Raw genomic sequence first — 25,221 nt, forward strand, 5'->3', positions numbered from 1 at the left:
CTTAAAACAGGAATTTCTATTCCTAGTGCTTATAAGTATGGCATTTCCCTGCTATGCACAAAGTATGAAAAAAGTGTCCGGAACTCTATTCAGTGAACGGGGACAGCCGGTTGCAGGTGCAAATATTCTGGAAAAAGGTACTTCCAATGGGGTGATCTCTGATACTGAAGGAAATTTTGTATTTGAAGTGCATACGGATGCTGTATTACTGATTACCTATGTAGGGTATCAGTCCAGGGAAATACCGGTATCCCATCAGGATCATTACGTTATTTATTTACAGGAAGAGGCAGAGCTGCTGGATGAAATTGTTGTAATTGGGTATGGTGTACAGAAAAAATCCAGTTTGACTGCTGCTGTCGCGTCGGTTCCGGTAGAAGAAATACAGAAACAGTTGAGTGGAAATGTAGCTTCTGCTTTACAGGGACGTATGCCTGGGATTGAGATCATACAAAAAGGTGGGGAAGCCGGAGCGGATGTTAAAATATTGATACGGGGAGCCGGTAGTTTCGGTTCGACGGAACCATTGTACGTTATCGACGGAGCGATCAGTAACAATGGATTGAATGCTTTGAATTCGTATGATATTGCTTCCATAGAAATACTGAAAGATGCTTCTGCTGCTGCCATTTACGGATCGAGAGCGGCTAATGGGGTGGTATTGGTGACTACTCGTCAGGGGCGATCCGGCAAGACTATTGTTGAAGTATCAGGTTCTTATGCTTACCAGACCTTATCTAAAAAACTGGATTATATGAATGCAGAACAGTGGCGTCGCTTTGCTAATCAGGTGGCCGATAACAGTGGTCTGGAACGTGCGGCTGAAAATGTTAATCCGACTTGTCCGGAGATAGATACAGACTGGCAGGATCTGTATTTCGGTCCGGCTCCCATGTATAATTTAAATGCATCGATTTCCGGAGGCCGTGAGCATACCACTTTCAATTTCGGTTTGGGATATTTTAAACAGGATGGTATATTCGTTCGCTCGGGTTATGAAAAATACAATGCCCGGGTAAACGGTAGTTTCAAAAAAGGTAGGTTGAGTGTCACTGAAAATCTTGCTATTGCCCATACTGTGAAGAAACCAATTCCCAGCGAATGGTTGATGGGATTGCCTACTGTTCCGGAAAAAGACGAATACGGACGTTATGTGTCGGCAGGACCGGAGTATAGTATTTTATCTGAGGCTGTTGAGAATCCTATTGCTCTCTTTTATAATCAGGAGGTCAGGAATAAAGCGACAGATGTAACGGGCAGTCTGAGTATAGGAATGAAAATAGTCGAAGGACTCACGTATAAATTAAATCTGGCCGGAAGTTATCTGAATAGTCACGATTATATTCATATACCTGCTTATAGTACTCTCTGGAATGAAGACGGAACTCCTGTTTCCGGTTTTGGACAACTTTATACTTCCTTGAATGAAGCCCGTGGCGAAAATTTCAATTATACCGTTGACAATTTAGTTACATATAACGGTAAATTTAACGGTCATACAGTTGACGTTTTGCTGGGTACCAGTTGGATGCGTGAATATAACCGGACGATGTCTGTCAGTAGTGATAATAACGATTTGGGGGCTTCGGAGATTACCGGGTACAAGGGACCGGGTACTGTCGGAGCAAAGGAAATGAATGCTGCTCTGCTATCTTTTTTTGCGCGTGTCAATTATGATTACCGGAACAGATATCTGTTGTCGGTGAGTATACGTAGCGATAAATCCTCTAAATTTGCCCGGGGGCACAGGGTAGGATACTTTCCGTCTGTTTCTGTCGGTTGGAATATTCATCAGGAAAAATTTTTCAGTGTACCCTGGATCAGTAAACTGAAAATCAGGGGAAGTTATGGTGAACTGGGTGCAAACTTCATCGATCCTTATGCTTTCCTTTCTTTGGCACACGGTCCTGTTCCTGCTATTTTTGGAAATAAACGCACCATAGGATATGTTACCCGTTTGGCACAGGAAAACCTGACATGGGAAACCAGTGTTACGGTCAATGCCGGGATTGAATTAGGTTTCTTTCAGAATGAGTTGACTTTTACGGCGGACTTGTACCGTAAGCGCAATAATGATTTGCTGGCACCCTTGCAGGCTTTGCCTTCTTCTGGGCAGACCTTAACGCTGAATGAAGGTGACTTACCTTATTTCAATACGGCATCTGTAGAGAATAAAGGACTTGAACTGACAGCAGCTTACCGTAAAGAATGGAATTCTTTCCGCTTGAATACCACTGCTAACATTTCTTTTTTGAAAAATAAGGTGAAAGCATTGGGGGATGGGGTGCAACCGATTCGTGGACAACAATTCAGTTCGAAATTTAATGACAGAGCTACGATTACCAAACCGGGATTACCTATCGGCTCTTTCTGGGGCTATGTCGTAAAGGGCATCGATACTCAGGGAAATTTCATTTTTGAGGATAATAACGGATTGGATGGCCAGGGACATTTGACAGGCAGACCCAATGGAACCGTGGATGATAATGATAAAACTGTCATCGGGAATCCCGTTCCTGATTTTACGTATGGTCTGAATCTGACATTAGGTTACAGGCAGTGGGATCTGACTGCCTTTTTCCAGGGTTCTCAGGGAAATGAAATCTTTTGCGCTGCCAAGTACTATGCTTATTTCAACTATTCTTGTAATAAACCTGTAGATGCTCTGAATTCCTGGACTCCCGGTAATACTGCTACTGGTTTGCCTGTTGCCAAAACAGATAATTTTGCAGGAGGTAATTCTTTGCCCAGTACGTTTTATGTTGAAGACGGTTCTTATTTCAGATGTAAAAATCTACAGCTGGGATATACATTCAGCGATCGCTTATTGAGGAATACATTTATCCGGAGTGCGCGTCTTTATGCCGGGGTACAGAATTTGTTTACAATAACCGGTTATCCCATGTATGATCCGGAAGTTAGTAACAATACGCTGTTCGACCGTGGCGTAGACGGGCTGCACAGACAAGGACCGACAGTAAATACCCGTACTTATACTGCCGGCTTTAGTTTAACTTTTTAATCCTGTAAAGATGAAAACGTTTCCTAAAATAATAATGGTTATCTGCCTGGTTACGGAACCCTTGTTTCTTGCCTGTAATGGTGTTTTCGATGATTTATCCGTCCATCCCAATCAGCAGGATGTCAACCAATTTTATAAAACTCCGGAAAATATTAATGAGGGCATTATCGGTATTTATTCGTATATTACCGTGCCCCGGGCCATGGGGGCTTCCGGTATGGGATTACTTTGTAACCGGGGAGATGAAGGAAGTGCACGTTCTGATTATGCTTCACCGGGGCAATATACCGCTGCACTTACTCCCTCCTATTATACTGTTGTACAACCTTATCAACTGTTTTATACGGCAGCATCACAGGCTTGCCAGATGATTGAGGTTATTCCTGGTGTGAATTTCACCCGTGAGAAACAGAAAAATGCTTATCTGGGAGAAGCTTATTTCCTGCGTGCTTTCTGCCATTTTTTTCTGCTCACCCATTTCCGGAATATTCCTTTGATGAAAGAATTTCCGAAATCGCTTAAAGATTACAAACCGCAGGCTGCTCCTGAAGAAGTTTGGGAATTTATTTGCCAAGATCTGGAAAAAGCACGTCAGTTATTGCCGTTAAAAGGATATTGGGGAGCGGATGATCAAGGACGTGTTACCCGGGCTTCGGCAGCCGCTTTACTGGGTAAAGTCTATCTTTACCGTTCAGGAATTGAAAAATATTACGGTCAGTCGTCTGCTACCTATTACGATGAGGCTGCTGCCTGTTTTGATGAAATTATCCGCGGGGAGGATGGTTTTTATACATTGACAGATAATTATAACTGGAATTTTGACGTTGCTCATGAAAACAATGACGAATCCATTTTTGAGTTTCAGTTTCTGGGCGATGCAGTAAATACTTCTTTCAATCCCGGTCTTCCTGAAAGTGGCGTATGGAAAGATCCGCGTGGTTTCTATCCTCCGAACACCGACAAAGGCAATACGGCCCAGGATCAGGTAATGCACGATTGGGTTTATCAGGCTTTTGTCCGTTCGAAAGATGTTGACGGACATACCGATTCGCGTATGTTTGCTACCTTGATCTTCGACGATGGTTCAGACGATATATCGGCAAAATCCGGTGATGCCGTGACTGTTTTTGACGGAAAAAGTTATCTGGAAACATACGGGGATAAAGGTTTCGGTTTGTCAAATGTAAAAGCGGCAAGATATAAATGTGCCGGGCGGAAATGGCTCGATTGGACCTTATCGACGGTAGATCCTGGCAATAGGATGTATTTCTACTATCAGCGGGCGCATGGAGTGAACTATCGCTACATTCGTTATGCTGATGTATTGCTGATGTATGCGGAGGCTGTCGTAAGCGGAGGCAAGCAGGGGACATTGACCCCTTTGGAAGCCGTAAGCCGGGTAAGGGCTCGTAAAAGTGTAAATTTACCGGCCTTAGCGGCTGTCGATATGGAAGTGATCGAAAATGAACGGATTCTGGAGTTAACAGGTGAAGGACACCGCTTTTTCGATTTGTTGCGGTGGGGAAAAGTCGTACAGCGTTTCCGCGAACTGGAAGCTTCCGATCCGAATTTTAAGCAATATGGTATGTCTGAGTATCTGGGATTTCGTGAAGGACGTGATGAATGGTTGCCTATTCCGATCGATGAGGTGGAAGGTAATCCATATATCACAAAAAATAATCCGGGATGGTAATGATAAATAATTCTTATTCTTTTACCCCCCTCCGTACAACCGGGCTTGTAGATAAAGAGAAAATCTTATAAATATATTTAATTGAAAGGGAGAAAACAAAAGCAGGAAAAAACTGCTTTTGTTTCCATTCTTTCACATTACTTTACAGGCAGTTTTGCCTATCCGCCAATTTTAAAGCATTTCATCCGTCTGCCTATTCCTTTTTTATTTTCTGCAGCCGGTAAATGAGGATTCTTTTTCAAAAGCGGCCAGTTTATTCTTGTAATAAGCTTCTACATCTTTCCAATGATAATAGGGGGCCAGATCACTTTTCACCGGAAGTTGCATTTCCTGTTCATTTAACATCACTTTTACCAAAATATCGTCACTCCCTTTTTTACGGAAGAAAACGAACTGGATATTACTTGCCATCGGAAAAATCCGGTAATTGCGCCATACTTCTGCAACCTGATCCGCATTGTCTGTCTGATAACCGCAATCGTCCAGTTCTAAAAGGCAAGCTAAAGGAAGTACGCAAACTTCATGCCCGAAACGTAAGGTGGCACTGTTTTCTTTTTTTACAATACAAGTATCCGCTGTTTCTAATATATTCTTCAGTAAATTTGCTTCTACATAGGGGATCTTTCCGCCGTTTAGGGGAGAAGGCCCGAAAGTCAGGTACCAGTCGTAATTTTCAATCAACCACAAATCGTAACATTCCTCTTTTGTAAAAATGGAATAAAGCTCTAAATCCGTATCATGGCTTTGCATATTACTGGCTAGTTTAAATAAGGCGTTCATCAATTTGCCACTGTCTATTTTCCATTTTACATATTCCTGATTATTGAAAAGAGCAGCCATTAAACGGTCCGGATGAAGGTGCTCCCGCTGGAATTTAGCTTTCGCTTCGGCAATCTCGTCTGACTTACGCATTTCCTTGAATGCCTTACCCTGATAATTTAAATACTCCATATCGTAGTGACTGGCGTCATTCTTGATCTTTAAATCCGGATTTAAGGATTGCAGTTCCAGACATTCCGACATCATGGATAAAATACAACGGATAACGACTGTGGAGCGTGCGTCTATCGCTGCTTCTCCACGAAATACTTCCGGATAATTCTGATACATTCTTCCGGCTATGCCTCTGTGTTGGCGGGCGCCCAGCGGGGTAAGTTCACCGTATCTTTTTACCGCCATACCGGCCATACTGTCAAGAACTCCTAAAACCTGTTTTCCCAATGGAGTGAGGACGCCGTTTTGATCTGCTTCCCGCATGATGCTTAACGGTTTTTCGTAATCCTCAGGATTAATCAGAAAACGGGAGCCGTGACGTGCATAATGGCTCAGGTAGAAAGGCTTATATCCTTTCGGAGGTGCGGTCAGCTGACCTGCTGGTGTGGGATAAGCATAATAATTACTGGCCGAACGGTGGATATCGGCAAAAATCTCTTCTTTTGCTGTTTGTGCAAATAGCCCTAAGGTAAAACAGCAAATAATGACTAATAACATAAAACGTTTCATAGATCTTATTTAATTAAGGAAATATTTCGTTGACAAAATCAATCAAAATTAACAACTATTCTTTGTTATTACAATGATTTTTTCCGGTAAAATACTACAGGTTCTGAACAAAGCGGAACGATAGGAGATAAAGGCGACTTTCTGAAATAAAGATAATCGCAGATCAGCGTCCCGGTATGGGTCGCATATCAGACAAATCAGCAGTGAAAAACGAAAAGATTGTGGCGTATTCTTTTATTTTCTGACAATTGATTTGTATGAGGATACAGTGGTGTTTGAACGGAATCCGTTTCTTCTTTTTCTCAATATGTGTAAAAAAATGTTAATATTGAACGGGTTGAATAGAATTCTGACAAAAACGAATAAATTTGTTACATCTAATATCAAAATTGTAAATGAGATGTGTCAGGTTACAGATGAACAGATAATTGAAATTTTAAGACAGGAAGCTGTTCCTGCTTTAGGATGCACTGAGCCCGTAGCCTGTGCATTGGCTTGTGCCCGTTGCCGGGAGGAATTGGGTGGAATACCGGAAGAGTTGGAGGTGTGGGTGAGTGGAAATATTTACAAAAATGGGATGGGGGTAGGGATTCCCGGTACTGGGATGACGGGGCTTCCGATTGCAGCTGCTTTGGGAGCGGTATGCGGGAGGTGCGAATATGGTCTGGAGGTTTTGAAAGATGTGTCGGAAGGGAATAATCTGGAGGAAGCCCGTCGGTTGGTAGAAGCTCAGAAGATCAGTGTGAAAATGAAGCCGGATGCTCCGGATAAATTATATGCTGAAGCGATTGCCCGGAGGGGGAAAGAGCAGGTCCGGACAGTGATTATACATGCTCATACCAATATTGTTTGGGTAGAGAAAAACGGTGAGATTTTATTTCAGAAAGAATATTCTGTGTTGTCTCAGGACAAAAAAGACCGTCCTGAATTGAGTATTGCCCGTATTTGGAAATTTGTCCACGAAGTCGGTTTGGAAAAAATTGAATTTGTACTGCAGGGAGCTGAAATGAATAAAGCTATTTCGGCGGAAGGTTTAAAAACGGCTTATGGTTTACAGATCGGAAGGACGCTGAAAGAAAGTATAGAGAAAGGTTTGCTGGAGGATGATTTGCTGAATAATGCACTTATATGGGCTACGGCTGCTTCAGATGCCCGGATGGACGGCTGTGAAAAACCGGTTATGACCAATTCCGGAAGCGGAAATCAGGGGATAACCGTTATCTTACCTGTAGTCGTAGCTGCCGAGCGTTTTGGTTCTACCCGCGAGCAATTGGCAAGGGCTTTGGCTTTAAGTAATCTGATAGCTGCTCATATACACTATTATTTAGGGCATTTATCCGCCCTTTGCGGAATTTTAATTGCCGGTACCGGTTCTGCTTCGGCTATTACATATCTGATGGGAGGAAATTACGGGCAGGTCGTTAATACCATTAAGACCATGTGTTCGAACCTGACAGGAATGATGTGTGACGGAGCCAAACAGGGCTGTGCTTTAAAAGTATATTCCGGCGTTTCGGCGGCTGTCCAGGCAGCTTTATTGTCTATGCGGGGAATAAAGACCAATAACGACGGTATTGTAGAGGACGATATTGAAAAAACCATCCGGAATGTCGGTTTGATAGGGACGGCAGGTATGGAGCAAACTGACCGTACGATTCTTGAGATTATGACGCAGAAAGAAGGGAAGAATTGAGATGTTGAAAGAGGGGGGTACATTTTATGTAAATATACATACTCATCTCCGGGAAGGGGAAATCTATATACTGGATATAAGTGACGGAAAAGACAGCAGGGAAGGAGAATTGTGTTCCTGGGGGATTCATCCTTTATACATTCGGGGGGAAAAGCAGATTGGACAGCTGGAAGTTATGGCCCGTGAAGGAAAGATTGTGGCAATTGGGGAAGCCGGTTTGGACCGGAACTCAGAGGCTGTTATGCCGTTTCAGCTGGCCTTGCTGGAACAGGAGGTATTGCTCTCGGAAAAATACCATCTGCCGCTCATTATCCATTGCGTAAGGGCTTATCCCGAATTATTGGCTTTGTATAAAAAATGTCGTCCCCGTCAAGCGTGGATTATTCATGGATATAATAATAACAGAGAAATTCTGGAACAACTTCTGGAACGCGGATTTTATATTTCCGTAGGGAAGAAAGTATTTATCGGACAGTCGAATATTTCCCGCTATCTTTCGTTTATTCCTTTAAACCGGCTTTTTCTGGAAACAGACGATTCGGATTTTCCGCTGGAAAGCGTATATACGGAGACAGCGCGGATCCTAGGTCTGCCGTTAGAGGCATTAAAGGAAGGAGTATATGGAAATTTTCAGAAATTATTCGGAGAACGGAATGCCTGATAAGAGGGAGAACGGAGTACTTCGGGAAACGGAAATTAGAAATATCAAACATTAAATGCTGAATTCATGAATGAATGGCTGAGTCGGACGGAGTTATTAGTGGGAAAGGAAGGATTGAAAAAATTGACAAATGCACATGTATTGGTAGCTGGTTTGGGAGGGGTCGGAGCTTATGCTGCGGAACAATTATGCCGGGCGGGAATAGGAGAGATGACGCTTATTGACGGGGATGTCACGGAGTTTACGAATAAAAACAGACAATTACTGGCTTTAGATAGTACTTTAGGGCAACCGAAAGCCGAATTAATGGCTTCCCGTTTCCGGGATATAAATCCGGAGATTAAACTACATATTCTCAATGATTTTATCCGGGATGAACAGATGATAGATGTATTGAAAGCTGCTTCTTACCATTATATAGTCGATGCGATAGATACGCTGGCCCCTAAAATTTTCCTGATTTATCACAGTGTACATTTGGGACTTTCTGTAGTGAGTTCCATGGGATCGGGAGGAAAGCTGGATCCGTCCCGTATCGGAGTAGCGGATATTTCAGAAAGTTATAACTGCAACCTGGCACGTATGCTCCGGAAGCGTTTGCACAAATTAGGAATTTATAAAGGAGTAAAAGTCGTATTCTCTTCTGAAATTACCGATCCTTCGGCTATTGTTTTGACAGAGGGACAGAATAAAAAATCCAATGTCGGTACAATCTCTTACATGCCTCCCTTATTCGGATGTTTTATGGCTTCGGTTGTTATCCGGGACTTATTGGGAGGGGACAAGAAAAAAGATGTCTGAAATTTACAGACATCTTCCTATGGCTGTTTCTTTTATTAAATCTGATCGAAATCTACGTCGAATTCGCTTTTGGGAGCTTCTGCACTTTTCGAAGGAATTTCTCCGCCGATGGCAGCTTTAATATAGTTCACTACTTCATCCAACCCTTCGCTGAATTTGTCAAAGTCTTCCTTGTAGAGGAAAATCTTATGTTTTTCAAAATTTTGGGTTCCGTTGTCGTCGAATTTCTTTTTACTTTCCGTAATTGTCAGATAATAATCATTGTTACGAGTAGCTTTTACATCGAAAAAATAAGTTCTTTTCCCTGCTCTCACTGCTTTGGAATAGATTTCTTCCCGATCATTCGTTTCCATTCCTTCTTTCTTTTCGTATCCTTCCATTATTGCACAAATTTTAATTAGACTTTCGCGCTTCAAATGTAGGAAAAAAAGACTATAACCCTAACATTTTTTTAATTTTTTTTAATGTTAGGGGGTGCAAATGTGAAAAACATATAGAATTTTTATTATTTTTTCTTAGAAGAAGGAAAATATACGGTGAAACAAGATATAAATTGAAAGAAAAAGCGGTAAAAAGGGATGCATTGAATCCGGATACGGAAAATGATGACCAAACATTTTAAAAAATGACTATCTTTGTAACCGGTTAATATAAAAATGTTAAAATGGAGATCGTAGTAAGTGGAATCCGACCCACAGGAAATTTACATTTGGGAAATTATTTCGGAGCAGTTAAGAATTTTTTAAGGTTGCAGGACGAGTATAAGTGTTTTTTCTTTATTGCCGATTGGCATTCCTTGACTACCCACCCTCATCCCGGGGATGTGATGGCTAATGTGCGTAAAATACTGGCAGAATATCTGGCCTGTGGTATAGATCCCGGAAAAGCGGCTATTTATTTGCAAAGTGACGTGAAAGAAATTGCGGAATTGTATCTGTATCTCAATATGAATGCTTATTTGGGGGAATTGGAAAGGGTGACTTCTTTTAAAGAGAAGGCCCGGAAACAACCCGATAATGTGAATGCAGGTTTATTGACTTATCCGGCTTTGATGGCGGCAGATATCCTTATACACAATGCAGATAAGGTGCCGGTAGGAAAGGATCAGGAACAGAATATGGAAATGGCCCGGAAATTCGCCCGTCGTTTTAATACCATTTACGGAGTAGAGTTTTTTAAGGAGCCTCAGTCGTATTCTTTTGGAGGGGAAGCTGTAAAAGTCCCGGGCCTGGATGGATCCGGAAAGATGGGAAAATCAGAAGGGAATGCCATTTACCTGATTGACGATGCAGCCACCATCCGCAAGAAAGTAATGAAAGCTGTGACCGATAGTGGTCCGACTGTTCCCAATAGCGTGAAACCGGAAGCGATTGATAATTTGTTCCGGATGTTGCAGATCGTGTCTTCTCCGGATACCTATACTTATTTCAATGAAAAATACAATACCTGTGAAATCCGGTACGGGGATTTGAAGAAACAATTGGCAGAGGATATTATTCAATTTACAGCTCCTATACGGGAAAGGATACTGGCTATTTCGGAAGATGTGGATTATATGGACAGGGTGGCTGCTGAGGGAGCGGAGAAAGCCAGGAGCAGTGCCCGGGATACAATGCTGGAAGTGAGACGTATTATTGGTTTTAGATAAAAATGAATTGTACTGACGGATACGGAGAAGCAAAGGGGCGGATGAGTTGAAGTGAGTACCTGAAAATGACGGAAGATGTATGAATATCTGAAAGGTAATTTGGCAGAAGCTACTCCGACATATGCGGTGGTGGATTGCGGAGGAGTGGGATACTACGTCAATATTTCGGTAAATACATATTCGAAGATTGCTGCCGAAAAAACAGTTTGTCTGTATGTGCATTTAATCGTCCGGGAGGATGCTCATTTATTGTATGGTTTTTATACCCGTGAAGAACGGAGGTTGTTCCGGCAATTGATAGCTGTGTCGGGTATCGGGGCGAATACGGCCGGAGTTATGTTGAGTTCCATGACTACGGAGGAAATTGTCAGTGCTATTCTGACGGAGAATGTAAATGCCATAAAAAGCGTAAAGGGAATCGGTTTGAAAACCGCCCAGCGGGTGATTATCGAATTGAAAGATAAAGTCGGAAGCGGAGGAGGTGCGGAGGAATTTCTGTTTGCTTCAGGGACTATGAAGGAAGAGGCTTTAGCCGCCCTGGTGATGTTGGGATTTGTGAAAAATCAGGCTGCAAAAGTCATTGATAAAATACTTGCCGCAGGAAAAGTAACTACTGTTGAAGAATTGATTAAATTAGCGTTGAAACAGCTTTAGGGAGAAGGGGGACCCGCTTTCGAAAGCCGGGTTATTTTTGTAACTTTGTTCTCCATCAACAAGAGAAAATTATGAATGTAAAAATATTCGTCAATAATCCGTTTCAGGAAAATACCATTTTGCTGTATGATGAAACGAAGGAGGCCGTTGTCATTGACTGTGGCTGTTTTGATTCGGAAGAAAGGGAAGAATTCAAGAATTTTGTCCGGGAAAACCAACTGAAATTGGTGGGTTTACTCAATACCCATTTACATATCGATCATGTATTGGGGAATAATTTCATTCAGGAAGTATACGGATTAGCACCTCAGGCCAGTCGTGAGGACGACTTCCTGATCGAAAATGCGGTGCAGTATGCTGCTTATTTAGGTATATCGGGGATTGCCCAGCCGCCTGTTACGGCTCATTACCTGAAAGACGGAGATCTCGTTCATTTCGGAAATTCGGAATTGAAAGTAATCGCAATACCCGGACATTCTCCGGGAGGGCTTAGTTTTTACAGCGATCCGGATCAACTATTGATTAGCGGAGATTCTCTGTTTGCCGGGAGTATTGGACGTACGGACCTGCCGGGAGGGGATCAGCGGCAACTCTTGTCCGCTATCCGGACTAAATTATTCACCCTGGACGATCGGGTAAAAGTCATTCCGGGACATGGTCCCGTGACTACGATCGGAGAGGAAAAAAGACATAATCCGTTTTTTTAATTCCGGAGCAAAGATTCAAAACAGGGCTTGTCCGGTTCTCCCCTGCGGGAGTATTGTCAAATAAATCAGAACAATATGAAAATAGGTGTAATCGTGGCGATGGATTCGGAATTTAAGTTAATCCACGATTTATTGGAAGATCGTAAAGAAACCTCTGTGGGGGAACGGATTTTTGTAGAGGGGAAATCAGGCGGAAAAACCGTAGTGCTCTCGAAAAGTGGAATCGGGAAGGTGTGTTCTGCTTTGGGAACTTCTGAGCTGATCCGGAATTTTTCTCCGGACTGTATCCTCAATACAGGAGTGGCCGGAGGGATTGATAAGCGTTTGGGGGTAATGGACATTGTCGTGGGAGAAAAAACTGTCTATCATGATGTATGGTGCGGGGAAGGAAATGCTTACGGGCAAATTCAGGGAATGCCGGCTTATTACGAAGCTGACCCTCATTTATACCAGGTGGCTTTAGGGCTGCAGACCCGTGTCAGCCTGATCGGTGGGTTGATTTGTACCGGAGACCGGTTTATTACAGACCGTGGGGAATTAAATGCCATTAAAGACAAATTTCCGGAAGGATTGGCTGTAGATATGGAATCTTGTTCTATGGCTCAGGTTTGTTATATGGAAAAGGTTCCTTTTCTCAGTTTCCGGATAATCAGTGATACTCCCGGGGTGGACAAACACGCATTGCAATACCGGAATTTTTGGACGGCAGCTCCTCAGGAATCTTTTGAAATTTTCCGGGAGTTTTTGAATATATTGTAAAAAAAAGCTGTATTATATAATCCTTCCTTTGTCCTTTTTAAATTGAAAAATCAACAAACCAGATATGAAAAAAATTCCAAGTTTTACAATCGACCACGAACATCTACTCCGTGGAATTTATGTTTCCCGCAAAGATAGGATAGGGGATGAGGTTGTCACCACTTTTGATATTCGCATGAAGGAACCCAACCGGGAACCGGCCATGGGAGCAGGGGCTTTGCATACGATGGAACATTTGGCTGCTACTTTTTTACGTAATCATCCGTTGTGGGGAGACCGGATTGTCTATTGGGGACCTATGGGATGTGCTACCGGGAATTATTTATTGTTAAAAGGAGATTTATCTCCCCGGGATATAGAGGAATTAATGCGGGAAACTTTCCGGTTCGTCAGGGATTTCGGAGGCGAAATGCCTGGAGCAGCCCCCAAAGACTGCGGAAATTATCTGCTGCATGATTTGCCTATGGCCCGGTACGAAGCTGCCAAATACCTGAAAGAAGTATTAGAGGTTATGGAAGAGAAAAACAGAATTTACCCCTGTTGAACCTAATTTGGTAAAAAAATATAAAATCTGTTGTATATTCTGAAATAATGTGCCAATTTTGTCTCTCAATAAAATTTACTGAGAGATGAAATATAAAAATTGTATTCGAAAAAGGGTAGGACTTTACCTGATAGTGAGTTTTGCGGTTATTATTTTGTCGGGGAGTTTTTCAAATGCTTTTGCGCAGGGGGTGCGGACTTCCTATTTTATGGACAATGTTCCTTTCCGTTTAAAGATGAATCCGGCTTTGCAGCCGACTCGGGGTTTTTTCAATATTCCGGCTGTAGGAGCTTTGGGTATATCTGCTTCGTCCAATACAATAAGTATAGAAAATTTTATCGATATTATTGAGAATGACAATGACTTTTTGACCAGTGAAAAATTCATTCGTCAATTGGATAATAAAAACCGGATCGATTTGGATGTCACTACGGACATTCTTTCTTTTGGTTTTTATAGCGGAAAGGGATTCTGGACGATAAATGTAGGGGCCAGGGCTATAGCGACGACTACAATTCCACGCCAGATGTTTGAATTTGCCCGTAATTCCGGTGAATTAGAATTGGGGAAAGTATACGATATCCGGGACATGGAGCTACATGCCGATATCTTCGGGGAGGTTGGGATAGGCTATTCCCGTCCGGTAAATGAGCGTTTGACATTGGGGGGACGTATCAAATTTTTGGCAGGACTGGGGAATATGGATGCAGAAATTAATGAAATGTACATTAATGCCGGGAATAGGGATTGGGACGTAAAGACCAGGGGAAAACTGAAAGCTTCTGCCAAGGGGCTAGAAGTGGTTTCAGCGGGAGATAATGAAGGAAAGAAATATATCAGTGATGTGGATTACGATAAGCCTAATATTTCAGGTTACGGGGCTAGTTTGGATTTCGGAGCCACTTATAAAATTATACCCAATTTGACCCTGTCGGCTGCTATTCTGGATGTGGGCTTTATCAAGTGGTCAAAGTCTTCAACAACAATTGCTGTTACGGATAGTGAGCATTCTTATTCCGCTTCTTCCCAGTCTGCTGATATCGGATCCTCTCCGGATTATACCACTCAGCCTTCCGATGTATTCGACTGGGATTTGATGCAATTTGAGGAAATGGAACCGGAGTCCAGAAGTACAACTCTCCGCTCTACTTTAAATGTTGGGGCCGAGTATACTTTTTTGAAAGGGAAATTAGGGATAGGTTTGCTTTCTTCTACTCAGTTTTTGCTTCCGGAAGCCTATACAGAGTTAACCTTGTCGGGAAACTATCATCCGAATAATTGGTTGGGGACTACTTTAAGCTATTCTTTTTTACACAGCGAATTTAAAACCTTGGGGATCGGCTTAAAATTGGGGCCCGTATTTATTGGTTCCGATTATTTGATGACAAAAGCTCCTAAAGAAGTGAAACGGGTAAACGGTTACCTGGGGATAAGTATTCCTTTGGGAAGAGGGCGCACGAATTATTGGTATGATTGAAAAAAGAGGAGATAAAAATAAAAACTGACCGGAAGGATTCCTGGTCAGTTTTTTTATATAGATGTGGAAGAGAAAAAAGAGAGAATACCTCACAGGGTATATCGTTTATTCGTTGGATTTATTTTCTACTGCTTTGTAGTTTTCGCGTTCCAGGGCATCAGTTGTGTTGGCGCAATGGATGCCTTTATCTTTCAGGCGTTGGTTCCGGCCAATATGTATTTCCGGGAACCGTCCTCCTTTTTTCAACAGTATACCTACACTCAGGGCGACCAGAGCCAAACCTATCAGGATAAGGACGATGATAAAAACTTTAACAAGCATCTGTTTTTCAATTTAGAGTATTATTCAAAATCTGTTTTCCGGACAGGGACCGGTTAACCCTTGTTGACGGTTCCTTTTGGAGTTTACCTGAATATTTGTGATTCCTGAAAATAAAAGTAAGTTTCAGAAATCTCTTTATACAAAAATACAGCTATTCTGAATAGGACGGAACGGTTTTTCTGAAAAAAAAACTTAAAAAACAAATATGTTTATTAGCTTTTTTCTACATTTGAATCATGAAATTTAATGGACTGTATTTATGGGAGTATATGAAAAGGATGAACTTTCCGGTACGGCAGAGGATCGGGAAGAAGTGTATTCAAAAGTGGTAAAAGCCGGGAAAAGGACTTATTTCCTGGACGTAAGAGCTACCCGCAATCAGGATTATTACCTGACCATCACCGAGAGTAAGAAAAAATATGATGATGCGGGAAATGTCAGTTATTCCAAGCATAAGCTCTTCTTATACAAGGAAGATTTTGAAAAGTTTAAAGAGGGACTGGAGGAAGCGGTAAAGGTGGTGAAAAATGCGCTGGAAGGAAAGTTACCGGATTGATAGGAACAATAGGGAGACCGGATTGTTTCCGTTTCTGTCCCGGGCTCAATTGTGAAGGCATGGCGAAAAAAGAAGCAGTTAAGGGAATTTTTAATGACATTGCTCCGAGTTACGATCGGTTGAATCACTTTTTATCTATGAATATAGATAAGAGGTGGAGGCGTGTGGCTATAAAACACATTGCAGAGAAAGAGAAAGGGCGGTTATTGGATGTAGCCTGCGGAACAGGTGACTTTTCGATAACAGCTGTAAGGGCTGGGGTACGACAGGTTGTAGGGATTGATATTTCGGAAAAAATGCTGGAAATCGGGCGTCAGAAGGTAATGAATCTGGGGCTGCAGGAGAAAATTGCTTTGCAATACGGTGACAGTGAGCGGATGGAGTTCCCCGATGGAGGTTTTGATGCAGTGACGGTTGCTTTCGGTGTCCGGAATTTTGAGCATTTGGAAGAGGGATTAAAAGAGATGTACAGGGTATTAAAAAAGGAAGGGAAAGTCATTATTCTGGAATTTTCGATGCCTGAACATTTCCCCATGAAGCAATTGTATCGTTTTTATTTCAGGCGTATTTTACCTGTTCTCGGCGGTTGGGTTTCCGGGAATAAAGGTGCTTATACTTATCTACCGGAATCGGTTTCCCGTTTCCCTCAAGGGAACGAATTTTTACAGATTTTATCCCGTTGCGGATTTCAGCAGGCTGCTCAAAAAAAATTGACTTTCGGTATAGCCAGTTTATACACGGCTTACAAATAATTACTTCTTTAAAAGGAAGGGATTCGGAAAAGTGAGAATTTTAAAATTAAACAAAGGACCCTTCCTTTTCTCTTTTATATAACGCTGCATTTTATTTTTATATCATTTGTCCCAGTCCCGAGAGGATGGCGAATAGCAAAGTACTTACGGATAAAAATCTGAGTTGGGGGTCCAGCTGCTTTCCGGATAAGGTAAACATTTTATGCAGATGTACGATAAAAAGGGGAAGCGGGAGGAAAAATAAAAAGCCCCATATTCCGTTGGAACACAGGAGGGCGTATAGGGTCATACCGATAAAAGCGCCGCTGATAAGTAGGAAATGGTAAATCCGGGCTTTTTTTTCCCCTATCTTTACAGGGATTGTATTTTTACCGCAACGGGCATCATTCTCCCTGTCCCGGATGTTATTGACATTTAATACGGCTGTTGTCAGGAATCCCAGGGAAATAGCCGGTAATAACAATGTCCCTCTGATAGAATGCCGCATTAAAAAATAAGCTCCTAGCGTACTCAGAAGACCGAAGAATAAAAATACAAACAAATCTCCTAGTCCCCGGTAACCGTATGGATTTTTTCCCATTGTATATTTCAGGGCGGCTATAATGGCTGCCCCTCCTGCTACCAGCATGAGGATGCTTTTATACTCCAATGAGCGGAAAGCGATAAATACCAATATCCCTCCGGAAAGCACAGAGAGTAAAGCAAAAATAAAGATCATACGCCTGTAGTCGCGGGAGGTGAGTACTCCCGCCTGCAGGGCCCGTATGGGGCCTAACCGTTCGGCATTATCTGTTCCTTTTAGGGCATCTCCCAAATCGTTGGAGATATTACTTAAAATTTGCAGGCATAAAGTGGTGAGAAGAGCCAGGCAGAAAACGGAGGGATCAAAAAATCCATCTGCTGCAGCCAGCATAGAACCTAGGAAAATGCCGGCTACAGACAACGGAAGTGTTCTTAAACGAAAACTACGGATATAAAACTTTAATTTTTTCATCGCTTGGATTTATGGCTGCAAAATTAAAGTAAATCCTGAAGTTCAACACTATTTTACCACTCAATATTTGTCCGGTTAATCGGCATTGTCATGCAACGGGCTCCGCCACCTCCCCGGGGAAGTTCTGAGCCGTCTATAGTGATGACATATTTCTGATATTGAGAAATGTCGGTTGTACCGTCTATAATGTCGTTTGCTTTAAGAATTTCAAAACCGGCATTGTTCATGGCTTCCATGGTATAGTTGTTCCGGGCATAACCCAGTACTTGTCCGGGACCAACGCAGAAAAAGTTGGCTCCGCTATGCCATTGTTCCCGTTCCTGATTCCACTCGTCATTTCCTCCGCATAAAACAGGTTCCAGGTCCATCCCTAGTTTTTTCAAAGCACTCAATAAATTTTTTTCACTCCGTATACTGAGCAATTTCCCGTTTTGAATTTTGATATGTACCGTTTGATAATTTCCGGGATTCATAATCAGGGGTTCGAAGACCATACATTTATCCCGGTCCAGCAGGGTAAACACCATATCCAGATGAATAAAGGATTCCGGATTATGAGGCAATTGCTGCACAATAATATGTTGTATTTTTTCACTCTTACGGTGAATAAATTCGTACATCAGTGCATCGATAGCCTGAGTACTCGTACGGGCTCCGTTACCGATCACCAGTATATCTTCCCTGGCTACCAGTACGTCTCCTCCTTCTATAGTCCGTATACGGGAAGTTGCTCCCGGTGTGGAAGGAATCGAAAGAGTAGAGGTTTTAAATTCCGGAGTAAAATCGAAAATCGAACGCATAACTACTGATTCCCGGTCGCGGATAGCATTGGCCATACGGCCGATCAAAACCTCGTTATTGATACTCATAGAAGCGTCCCGGGTGAAGAGTAAATTATGCATCGGCCGCATAGCAAACCAGTCTTTGCTCAGATACTTCGTGAGATTATCCTTTACCATCTCTACCCCTTCAATGAGCATGCGGGACAGATTTTCTGCGTTTTCATCCATCAACTGTTCTTTCAGACTTCCTTTCGGGGCTTCTTCCCCGATAAAAGGTTCTATTTTTTCAATCCGGTTGAGGACTTCCGCTTTTACATTTTCGTCCTTCAGAATATTACAAAGTAAATCCTTTACTTCAAACGTCCTGGTCAGTTTCGACAAAACTCCTTTGATTTGTTTATATTCCTCTCTGGCAATAGAAAGGTTGATTATATCACTATATAGGGCTCTCTCGGCATTTTCCGGTGTCATATTTTCCACCTCTTCGCCTGGAGTATGAATAATCACTCCGTTTAACTTTCCGATTTCCGATTGAACATTAACTTCAATTACTTTTTCCATATAATTATTTTATATTGTCTTTTCAAATCAATATGGCAAAATTAATGTATAATACACTAATAACCTTATAATTACACCTTATAATTATGCAAACGACAAAAATAATTATGCACTGTAAAACCCTTTGAAACCGTTGTCCGGAATACGAATAAAAAGCCTGTCTTTTCAATTTTAATCACCACTATTTTCCCGAATAAAAAAAGATAACCCTGCCTGATTCAGGGAATTGTAGGCTATTCCCCTATTATTACTCCGTAAATAAACCGCTCGGTAGAGAAAAGCCCATTTTTAATGGACAGGAACGGGCGGGGAGAATAGTTATTCCGAAATGTTCTCAGGCCGTTGAGTGATTTTATAGCTCAATAGGGTACAATAAAGCGAAATTGTGAGGAGAGGTATATGCAGGATTCCTAAGAATACAGTGTAAGGATTGAGAAAGGAAAGCATATTATAAAGTCCCATAATAACTCCGATAATAGCTGTAATCCGGTAGGTAATACAATTTATTTTAGGTAAATTCAGGGTCATGATTGTTAAAAACAAGGGTGTTGTCAGACAGAAAGCAGTTGCCGAGTTGCTCCGGAAAAAATGCAAAGGGTTAAAATCCAGTCCATCCGGGGAGAGCGGACATAGGTAAGCAAATAAGGAGAAAAGTATCATCCAGCTGTATTTCCATTTCCAATTTGAAAATGAATAGTCGTTTTTTGCTTGAAATATTTCCGATATCCAGACATAGGCAACCAAAAGAAACAGGACGACATTTACGGTAACCGTACTGAGTCCGTATTTTTCCGTTACAGCTATATTTTGAATGAAAGCAAAAAAGACGTAACTGACGGCAACATAAATATTGAAGGCAAGTTTCATCTTATTTTTTAAAATAACCAGTAGGATAAACAGGGAAAGGGATAAAGCCTGGAAATACACGCTGTAATGACTGATTGTCATTTGGAATGAATTTTGAAGGGTAGTGGAAATGATATCGTTGATATTTTCCATTTGAAAATTCCTGCTTGCATAAGGGATCAGTAAGAATTGTGAAACCAATAAAAGCAAGAAAAACCACCATTTCCTTGAAATATAACCTAACGTTCTCATTTTATTATTCGTTTGAATTCCTGACAAAACTATGGCTTCTTCTTGACAGAAAATTGTAAAAAACGGTCATTTTCATTTTTCAGCAGTTTTTTAGGAGATTCTCCCGTAAATTTTTTTACCTCTTTTATATAATGGGATTGATCGTAATAATTTAATTCCGGATATAAATTACCATTCTTTACAGATTCAAAGGAGCTTCTCAACCGGATTATACTCAGGAACGTTTTTAAGGGGATTCCGAATTGTCTGTTGAAATACCTGTTTATCCGCCTGCTGCTCCATTGAGTGAGATCAGCGACAGCTTTCACACTTAAATCAGGGATATATACCGTATTTAGTAAGGATAATTTCTCCGGAGAAATCTCTTTTCCCCTGATGAGAACAGCTAATTCCCTGTCAATTGTGAGGGTTCTCTCTCTGAACGATAACGATTCTATTTTTTTAAAATTCCAAAAATCAGTTGTTAAGGGTAAGATTGTATCTAAAACAGAACCGATTTCCCGGTTAAAGATATATTCGGAAGCTGAAAGCATAAAACGTATGGCTGAAACAGCAATTCCTTTGGGAATGTGGACGTCAAAAGGCTTTGTTCTCAATCCGGATAAAAAAACAGAAATCAATTTTCCCTGCTCAAATACCGTAAAAAGTTCAAAGTATCCGTTGGGAAAAATGGTATGCTGAATATCATTGTCTTTGTTTTCGTATTCCCAGAAGCATTTTACAAAGGGGGATATTTCAGTTGAAGGAGATATTTCAGTATATTCCATAAATTGATTGCTTGACTAGCGAATATAGTGAATAAATAAGAAAGAAGGACTGTATTCAGCGCTTTTCTGTGTTTTGGCTTTTCCATTTACGGAAAAGGATTTTACTGCCCTGTCCGTTTTTTTAATTTTCCAGGCGTACATTTAGGGTATTATTATCCATCTGCTCCGGTATTACCTCTATTGTCCTGTTTGGGGAATATTTTATTTTTAAAAACAGGATAAAATAGCATTTCCCGTAAGCAAATAAATATTGAGGCCGATGATGTCGTTTGTCAATGTAATGAAGGGGCCTGTTGCCAGAGCCGGATCAATATGCATTTTATTGAGTAATAACGGAAAGGCTGTCCCGAAAACGGAGGCAAACAGGATCACAATAAAAAGGGAGAGGGTTACAGTAATAGGCATGGCCAGAGAATTGAGGTCGAAAAACAAGGTGAGTACAAAGATAATGGAAGAACAAATAGTCGCATTAATCAAAGCCCCTCCGATTTCTTTCAGTATATTTTGAAATCCGTTTTTCAGGCTTAATGAATGGGAAGCCAGTCCCTGGACGACGATGGCAGAAGATTGTATGCCTACGTTTCCCCCCATCGCAGTGATAACGGGAATAAACATGGCTGTCACCGGAAACAGGGCAATTTCGGCTTCATAGCGGGAGATCATATAGGCAGAGACCATACCTCCGAAAAGGGCAATAATCAGCCAGGGGAGCCGGGCTTTGGTCTGCGACCAGATACTGTCGGACGTTTCCACATCCTGGGTAATACCGGACATCATCTGATAGTCTTTTTCGGCTTCTTCCCGGATGACATCTACGACGTCGTCGATTGTAATTCGCCCGACCAGCCGTCCGAGGGAATCGACGACAGGAATGGCTACCAGGTCGTATTTCTGCATGATACGGGCAACGGATTCTGCGGGTTCGTCTGTTTTGACAGAGATGATATCCTCGTAGTACAGGTTACTGATTTTGGCAGAAGTAGGAGAGAGGATCATTTTTTTCAAAGAAAGTCGTCCTTTGAGCTTGTTATCGTCGTCCACTACATAGACATTGTAAATTTCATCAATATTTTCTGCCTGACGGCTCAGTTCTCTCAGGCAAGTCAAAACGGTCCAGTTTTCGTTTACGACAACCAGTTCCTTAGCCATTAAACCTCCGGCAGTATCTTCGTCGTAATGCAAAAGGTCGACAATATCTCCTGCCTGTTCCAGGTCGTCCATATGGGACAATACTTCATGCTGTTGTTCGTCGGAAAGGCTTCCTACAATATCAGCAGCGTCGTCCGACTCCATATTGTCGATGAAGCGTTTGGCAATGGTTTCCGGCGGAAAGGAAGCCAGAAAGCGGTTTCGTTCTTCTTCATCAATTTCGGCCAGCACGTCGCTTCCTTTTTCGTTATCCAGTAAAAGAAATACGAACTGGGCCCTTTCGTTATTGAGTTCTTCCAGAATTTCAGCAACATCTGCCGGATGCAGGTTCTGCAACATTTCCTTTACCTGTTCCTTGTTGCCGGCGTCTATTAATTCTTCCAGCCGACTTAAAAATTCATGGGTTAATTCAAACTGATGCATATAAAGAACAATTAAGGTTTAAAATTGCGTTTTTTGCTGGTATTTTTCTATTTCCTGGGTCAGCCGGATAAAATCCGTTACGCTCAGTTGTTCCGGACGTAAATTCAGATCGTCTGATACAAACTCAGGGGGGAGGATTTGCCGCAGAGAATTCCGCAGTGTTTTCCGCCTCTGATTGAATCCGGTTTTTACAATCCGGAAGAATAAATTTTCATCGCATTCCAGACTTTCTCTGGAATTACGGGTCAGCCGGATGACAGCCGATTTTACTTTGGGAGGCGGATCGAAAACTTTTTCACTTACTGTAAACAGGTATTCAATATGGTAAAAGGTCTGCAAAAAGACACTCAGTATTCCATACGTTTTATTTCCGTGAGCAGCTGTAATTCTTTCCGCTACTTCTTTTTGTATCATGCAAACGGCTTGCCTGACCAGTTGGCGATTTTCAATAATACGGAAAAAAATCTGGGAAGATATATTGTAGGGTAAATTTCCGATTACCGAGAAAGGAGCGGTATACCATTCCGTCAGATTGGCTTTCAAAAAATCTCCGAAGATGATTCTGTCGCGGTACTGGGGTAATTCCCCGTGCAGGTAATCTATGGATTCCCGATCGATATCAATCGCTTTTACGGAAAAATTTCCCTGTTCCAGCAGGTGGCGGGTCAGCACTCCCATACCGGGACCTATTTCCAGTACATCGGGAGTAACCGGCAATAAACTGTCTGTTATCTTACGGGCAATATTTTGATCTTTGAGGAAATGTTGGCCCAGGCTTTTTTTTGCTTTTACGATGCTCATGGGACAAAAGTACATAAAATAGGTCGAAAATTGTGAAGCCGCTCAATTAATTTATATACTTTTGCGTTAGAAAAAGTATGTTCCGGCTTGTTCCGGAAAGCAGAGAAAATCGGTAGTGACACTTTGCAACAGAGAGTTTTTCTGAATAAAAACCAGTATTTATGCCTCTTATTTACAAAAGAATTGTAAAGTTTTTTCTTTTTCTGGGAGTAACTTCTTTTTTGTTTTGGTTGGTTTACCGGGATCAGAACTGGAATGATCTGGTAAAGGTGCTGAAGGAAGATGTCGATTATACCTGGATTTGGGTTGCTATTGCTATGGGATTGGTGAGTCATGTCTGCCGGGCTTTGAGGTGGCAGTTACTGACTGCTTCTATGGGGTACCGGATTCGTTTAGCAAACAGCTTTATGGGAGTGATGATCGGTTATTTTGCTAATATCGCTTTACCCCGTATGGGAGAATTTACCCGTTGCGGAGTCGTTAGTAAATACGAAGGGGTTCCTTTTGCAAAACTGCTGGGAACTGTAGTAACCGAGCGGGTGATTGATATGTTGATATTACTGGGTTTAACTTTGGTCGTGATTTTGACTCAATTCAAACAGATTGTCGTTTTTCTGGAGGAAAATAAAGAAATAGAAGGAAAATTCCTGTCTATTTTTCATTCCGGATGGATTATAGTGGCAATAGCCGGTTTTCTGATTGCTTTTTACCTGATATGGAGAATCGGAAGGCATTCTTCACTTTATAATAGATTAAAAGGATTTGGGAAGGGGTTAAAGGAAGGGATATTGACAGTAAAAAAAGTGAAGCACAAAGGGTTGTTTATCTTTTATTCCCTCTTTATCTGGTTGCTTTATTATCTCATGTTTTACGTCTGTTTTTTTTGTTTTGAATTCACTTCCGGTTTAGGGCCTTTAGTTGCTTTGACAATCTTTGTTTTGAGCAGTTACGGTATGGTTGCACCGGTACAAGGCGGGATCGGGGCCTGGCATTTTATGGTAATTGCCGCTTTATTGATTTACCTTCCCCATACTCCCGGAATAGAAAGTATGAGTAAAACATTTGCCCTCCTGACGCATGGAACGATGACTTTGCTTTATATTGTAGTAGGAGCTTTGTGTTTGTTAATTATGCCTTTGTATAATACCGGGTTAAAAAAGAGTAGGTAAAAACAGCTTCTGGACCGCAATAAATGATTTGTATTATGGGAGTAGAGATTATAGAAAAATATTTTCGGGAGCTCACAGCGGGGCAAAAAGAACAATTTGCACAACTGGGACCTCTGTACCGGGAGTGGAATGAAAAGATAAATGTAATTTCCCGGAAAGACATAGACGATTTGTATGTTCATCATGTTCTGCATTCTTTAGCTATAGCTAAGGTCATACGCTTTGCTCCCGCTAGCCGGGTGATGGATGTAGGGACGGGCGGGGGATTCCCGGGGATACCGCTGGCAATATTGTTTCCCGGTACACAATTTTATCTGGTGGATTCTATCGGGAAAAAGATAAAGGTGGTGGAAGAGGTGGTGAAGGCTTTGGGATTGAAAAATGTAAAAGCTGCCCAGACCCGGGTAGAACCTGTAAAAGAAAAATTCGATTTTGTTGTAAGCCGCGCTGTGACTGCTTTCCCGGCTTTTGTCGATTTGGTAAAAAATAAGATTGCCCGCCCATGCCGGAATGATTTACCCAATGGAATTTTGTATCTCAAAGGAGGGGACTTTGAAGAAGAAATCCGGCCTTTTGTCTCCGATTTAAAAGTTTTTCCGATTCCAGCCTTTTTTGAAGAGCCTTTTTTTGAAACGAAAAAAGTGATTTATTTAAACCTGACCAAATTTTAAATAAGGTTTAGTTAT

Annotated in this window: 24 protein-coding genes; 15 read left to right on the forward strand and 9 right to left on the reverse strand. The window is 41.7% G+C overall.

Annotated elements, in window-relative coordinates; translation table 11 throughout:
• Positions 1-37 precede the first annotated feature (37 nt).
• A complete protein-coding gene (locus tag Q0465_RS12235; RefSeq protein ID WP_298616647.1) occupies positions 38-3,022 on the forward strand; it encodes a TonB-dependent receptor in 2,985 nt (994 codons plus the stop codon).
• Between the two features lie 10 nt (positions 3,023-3,032).
• Positions 3,033-4,715 (forward strand): RagB/SusD family nutrient uptake outer membrane protein, encoded by a 1,683-nt coding sequence (locus Q0465_RS12240; RefSeq protein WP_298616648.1) that lies wholly within the window; start codon positions 3,033-3,035, stop codon positions 4,713-4,715.
• A gap of 204 nt (positions 4,716-4,919) precedes the next feature.
• Here the strand turns inward: Q0465_RS12240 and Q0465_RS12245 are convergent, their stop codons facing one another.
• On the reverse strand, positions 4,920-6,218 hold the full coding sequence (locus Q0465_RS12245; RefSeq protein WP_298616649.1) for a histidine-type phosphatase: 1,299 nt from the start codon (positions 6,216-6,218) through the stop codon (positions 4,920-4,922).
• A 319-nt stretch (positions 6,219-6,537) separates the two neighbouring features.
• On the opposite strand from Q0465_RS12245, the gene Q0465_RS12250 reads away from it, so the two are divergent.
• The 3 genes from Q0465_RS12250 to Q0465_RS12260 all read left to right on the forward strand — a co-directional run bounded on the left by Q0465_RS12250 (position 6,538) and on the right by Q0465_RS12260 (position 9,373).
• The gene (locus Q0465_RS12250) at positions 6,538-7,911 is read left to right on the forward strand and encodes a serine dehydratase subunit alpha family protein (protein ID WP_298616650.1); all 1,374 of its coding nucleotides are present in this window, start codon (positions 6,538-6,540) and stop codon (positions 7,909-7,911) included.
• A gap of 1 nt (position 7,912) precedes the next feature.
• Positions 7,913-8,572 (forward strand): TatD family hydrolase, encoded by a 660-nt coding sequence (locus Q0465_RS12255; RefSeq protein ID WP_298616651.1) that lies wholly within the window; start codon positions 7,913-7,915, stop codon positions 8,570-8,572.
• 66 nt (positions 8,573-8,638) lie between these two features.
• The gene (locus Q0465_RS12260; RefSeq protein ID WP_298616652.1) at positions 8,639-9,373 is read left to right on the forward strand and encodes a tRNA threonylcarbamoyladenosine dehydratase; all 735 of its coding nucleotides are present in this window, start codon (positions 8,639-8,641) and stop codon (positions 9,371-9,373) included.
• Positions 9,374-9,408: 35 nt separating this feature from the next.
• Here the strand turns inward: Q0465_RS12260 and Q0465_RS12265 are convergent, their stop codons facing one another.
• Positions 9,409-9,753: a DUF3276 family protein gene (locus Q0465_RS12265; RefSeq protein WP_298616653.1), complete on the reverse strand. Its 345-nt coding sequence runs from the start codon at positions 9,751-9,753 to the stop codon at positions 9,409-9,411.
• Positions 9,754-10,037: 284 nt separating this feature from the next.
• Here Q0465_RS12265 and trpS point away from each other — a divergent pair, with 284 nt between their 5' ends.
• From trpS to Q0465_RS12295, 6 genes are all read left to right on the forward strand, one after another.
• Positions 10,038-11,021: a tryptophan--tRNA ligase gene (gene trpS, locus Q0465_RS12270; protein WP_298616654.1), complete on the forward strand. Its 984-nt coding sequence runs from the start codon at positions 10,038-10,040 to the stop codon at positions 11,019-11,021.
• A gap of 75 nt (positions 11,022-11,096) precedes the next feature.
• Positions 11,097-11,675, forward strand: coding sequence for a Holliday junction branch migration protein RuvA (gene ruvA, locus Q0465_RS12275; RefSeq protein ID WP_298616655.1), 579 nt, complete (start codon positions 11,097-11,099; stop codon positions 11,673-11,675).
• 71 nt (positions 11,676-11,746) lie between these two features.
• Positions 11,747-12,382 carry an MBL fold metallo-hydrolase gene (locus tag Q0465_RS12280; protein WP_298616656.1) on the forward strand — a complete coding sequence of 212 codons (636 nt, stop codon included), beginning with the start codon at positions 11,747-11,749 and terminating at the stop codon, positions 12,380-12,382.
• A gap of 75 nt (positions 12,383-12,457) precedes the next feature.
• The gene (locus tag Q0465_RS12285) at positions 12,458-13,141 is read left to right on the forward strand and encodes a 5'-methylthioadenosine/adenosylhomocysteine nucleosidase (protein WP_298616657.1); all 684 of its coding nucleotides are present in this window, start codon (positions 12,458-12,460) and stop codon (positions 13,139-13,141) included.
• Between the two features lie 64 nt (positions 13,142-13,205).
• Positions 13,206-13,685: an S-ribosylhomocysteine lyase gene (locus Q0465_RS12290; RefSeq protein WP_298616658.1), complete on the forward strand. Its 480-nt coding sequence runs from the start codon at positions 13,206-13,208 to the stop codon at positions 13,683-13,685.
• Between the two features lie 85 nt (positions 13,686-13,770).
• Positions 13,771-15,162, forward strand: a complete 1,392-nt coding sequence (locus Q0465_RS12295) for a DUF5723 family protein (RefSeq protein WP_298616659.1) — start codon at positions 13,771-13,773, stop codon at positions 15,160-15,162.
• A 105-nt stretch (positions 15,163-15,267) separates the two neighbouring features.
• Here the strand turns inward: Q0465_RS12295 and Q0465_RS12300 are convergent, their stop codons facing one another.
• Positions 15,268-15,483, reverse strand: coding sequence for a hypothetical protein (locus tag Q0465_RS12300; RefSeq protein ID WP_298616660.1), 216 nt, complete (start codon positions 15,481-15,483; stop codon positions 15,268-15,270).
• Positions 15,484-15,742: 259 nt separating this feature from the next.
• On the opposite strand from Q0465_RS12300, the gene Q0465_RS12305 reads away from it, so the two are divergent.
• Together Q0465_RS12305 and ubiE are read left to right on the forward strand one after the other, a co-directional pair.
• Positions 15,743-16,039 (forward strand): DUF3276 family protein, encoded by a 297-nt coding sequence (locus Q0465_RS12305; protein ID WP_298616661.1) that lies wholly within the window; start codon positions 15,743-15,745, stop codon positions 16,037-16,039.
• A 59-nt stretch (positions 16,040-16,098) separates the two neighbouring features.
• Positions 16,099-16,791, forward strand: coding sequence for a bifunctional demethylmenaquinone methyltransferase/2-methoxy-6-polyprenyl-1,4-benzoquinol methylase UbiE (gene ubiE / locus Q0465_RS12310; protein WP_298616662.1), 693 nt, complete (start codon positions 16,099-16,101; stop codon positions 16,789-16,791).
• Positions 16,792-16,888: 97 nt separating this feature from the next.
• Here ubiE and menA read toward each other — a convergent pair whose 3' ends face one another.
• The 6 genes from menA to rsmA all read right to left on the reverse strand — a co-directional run bounded on the left by menA (position 16,889) and on the right by rsmA (position 23,366).
• Positions 16,889-17,785: a 1,4-dihydroxy-2-naphthoate octaprenyltransferase gene (gene menA, locus Q0465_RS12315; RefSeq protein WP_298616663.1), complete on the reverse strand. Its 897-nt coding sequence runs from the start codon at positions 17,783-17,785 to the stop codon at positions 16,889-16,891.
• 53 nt (positions 17,786-17,838) lie between these two features.
• Positions 17,839-19,128 (reverse strand): arginine deiminase family protein, encoded by a 1,290-nt coding sequence (locus Q0465_RS12320; RefSeq protein ID WP_298616664.1) that lies wholly within the window; start codon positions 19,126-19,128, stop codon positions 17,839-17,841.
• 318 nt (positions 19,129-19,446) lie between these two features.
• Complete coding sequence (locus tag Q0465_RS12325) at positions 19,447-20,226, reverse strand: hypothetical protein (RefSeq protein WP_298616665.1); 780 nt, start codon at positions 20,224-20,226, stop codon at positions 19,447-19,449.
• Between the two features lie 29 nt (positions 20,227-20,255).
• Entirely contained in the window at positions 20,256-20,993 is a 738-nt protein-coding gene (locus tag Q0465_RS12330; RefSeq protein WP_298616666.1) for an AraC family transcriptional regulator, read from the reverse strand.
• A 207-nt stretch (positions 20,994-21,200) separates the two neighbouring features.
• A complete protein-coding gene (gene mgtE, locus Q0465_RS12335; RefSeq protein WP_298616667.1) occupies positions 21,201-22,565 on the reverse strand; it encodes a magnesium transporter in 1,365 nt (454 codons plus the stop codon).
• A gap of 18 nt (positions 22,566-22,583) precedes the next feature.
• The gene (gene rsmA / locus Q0465_RS12340; RefSeq protein ID WP_298616668.1) at positions 22,584-23,366 is read right to left on the reverse strand and encodes a 16S rRNA (adenine(1518)-N(6)/adenine(1519)-N(6))-dimethyltransferase RsmA; all 783 of its coding nucleotides are present in this window, start codon (positions 23,364-23,366) and stop codon (positions 22,584-22,586) included.
• A 161-nt stretch (positions 23,367-23,527) separates the two neighbouring features.
• Between rsmA and Q0465_RS12345 the strand changes: the two genes are divergently transcribed.
• Both Q0465_RS12345 and rsmG read left to right on the forward strand, forming a co-directional pair.
• Positions 23,528-24,535: a lysylphosphatidylglycerol synthase transmembrane domain-containing protein gene (locus Q0465_RS12345; RefSeq protein WP_298616669.1), complete on the forward strand. Its 1,008-nt coding sequence runs from the start codon at positions 23,528-23,530 to the stop codon at positions 24,533-24,535.
• A 35-nt stretch (positions 24,536-24,570) separates the two neighbouring features.
• Entirely contained in the window at positions 24,571-25,206 is a 636-nt protein-coding gene (gene rsmG / locus Q0465_RS12350; RefSeq protein WP_298616670.1) for a 16S rRNA (guanine(527)-N(7))-methyltransferase RsmG, read from the forward strand.
• Positions 25,207-25,221: the final 15 nt, after the last annotated feature.

The sequence above is a fragment of the uncultured Odoribacter sp. genome, from assembly GCF_937966165.1.
GTDB lineage: Bacteria > Bacteroidota > Bacteroidia > Bacteroidales > Marinifilaceae > Culturomica.

Coding starts and splice junctions, on each gene's coding strand:
- Q0465_RS12235 (WP_298616647.1), top strand. CDS start 38: ATGGCATTTCCCTGCTATGCACAAAGTATGAAAAAAGTGTCCGGAACT.
- Q0465_RS12295 (WP_298616659.1), top strand. CDS start 13,771: ATGAAATATAAAAATTGTATTCGAAAAAGGGTAGGACTTTACCTGATA.
- Q0465_RS12255 (WP_298616651.1), top strand. CDS start 7,913: ATGTTGAAAGAGGGGGGTACATTTTATGTAAATATACATACTCATCTC.
- rsmG (WP_298616670.1), top strand. CDS start 24,571: ATGGGAGTAGAGATTATAGAAAAATATTTTCGGGAGCTCACAGCGGGG.
- trpS (WP_298616654.1), top strand. CDS start 10,038: ATGGAGATCGTAGTAAGTGGAATCCGACCCACAGGAAATTTACATTTG.
- Q0465_RS12285 (WP_298616657.1), top strand. CDS start 12,458: ATGAAAATAGGTGTAATCGTGGCGATGGATTCGGAATTTAAGTTAATC.
- Q0465_RS12320 (WP_298616664.1), bottom strand. CDS start 19,128: ATGGAAAAAGTAATTGAAGTTAATGTTCAATCGGAAATCGGAAAGTTA.
- Q0465_RS12250 (WP_298616650.1), top strand. CDS start 6,538: ATGTTAATATTGAACGGGTTGAATAGAATTCTGACAAAAACGAATAAA.
- Q0465_RS12265 (WP_298616653.1), bottom strand. CDS start 9,753: ATGGAAGGATACGAAAAGAAAGAAGGAATGGAAACGAATGATCGGGAA.
- Q0465_RS12260 (WP_298616652.1), top strand. CDS start 8,639: ATGAATGAATGGCTGAGTCGGACGGAGTTATTAGTGGGAAAGGAAGGA.
- ubiE (WP_298616662.1), top strand. CDS start 16,099: ATGGCGAAAAAAGAAGCAGTTAAGGGAATTTTTAATGACATTGCTCCG.
- Q0465_RS12245 (WP_298616649.1), bottom strand. CDS start 6,218: ATGAAACGTTTTATGTTATTAGTCATTATTTGCTGTTTTACCTTAGGG.
- mgtE (WP_298616667.1), bottom strand. CDS start 22,565: ATGCATCAGTTTGAATTAACCCATGAATTTTTAAGTCGGCTGGAAGAA.
- menA (WP_298616663.1), bottom strand. CDS start 17,785: ATGAAAAAATTAAAGTTTTATATCCGTAGTTTTCGTTTAAGAACACTT.
- Q0465_RS12290 (WP_298616658.1), top strand. CDS start 13,206: ATGAAAAAAATTCCAAGTTTTACAATCGACCACGAACATCTACTCCGT.
- Q0465_RS12330 (WP_298616666.1), bottom strand. CDS start 20,993: ATGGAATATACTGAAATATCTCCTTCAACTGAAATATCCCCCTTTGTA.
- Q0465_RS12305 (WP_298616661.1), top strand. CDS start 15,743: ATGGGAGTATATGAAAAGGATGAACTTTCCGGTACGGCAGAGGATCGG.
- Q0465_RS12240 (WP_298616648.1), top strand. CDS start 3,033: ATGAAAACGTTTCCTAAAATAATAATGGTTATCTGCCTGGTTACGGAA.
- Q0465_RS12325 (WP_298616665.1), bottom strand. CDS start 20,226: ATGAGAACGTTAGGTTATATTTCAAGGAAATGGTGGTTTTTCTTGCTT.
- Q0465_RS12345 (WP_298616669.1), top strand. CDS start 23,528: ATGCCTCTTATTTACAAAAGAATTGTAAAGTTTTTTCTTTTTCTGGGA.
- rsmA (WP_298616668.1), bottom strand. CDS start 23,366: ATGAGCATCGTAAAAGCAAAAAAAAGCCTGGGCCAACATTTCCTCAAA.
- Q0465_RS12300 (WP_298616660.1), bottom strand. CDS start 15,483: ATGCTTGTTAAAGTTTTTATCATCGTCCTTATCCTGATAGGTTTGGCT.
- ruvA (WP_298616655.1), top strand. CDS start 11,097: ATGTATGAATATCTGAAAGGTAATTTGGCAGAAGCTACTCCGACATAT.
- Q0465_RS12280 (WP_298616656.1), top strand. CDS start 11,747: ATGAATGTAAAAATATTCGTCAATAATCCGTTTCAGGAAAATACCATT.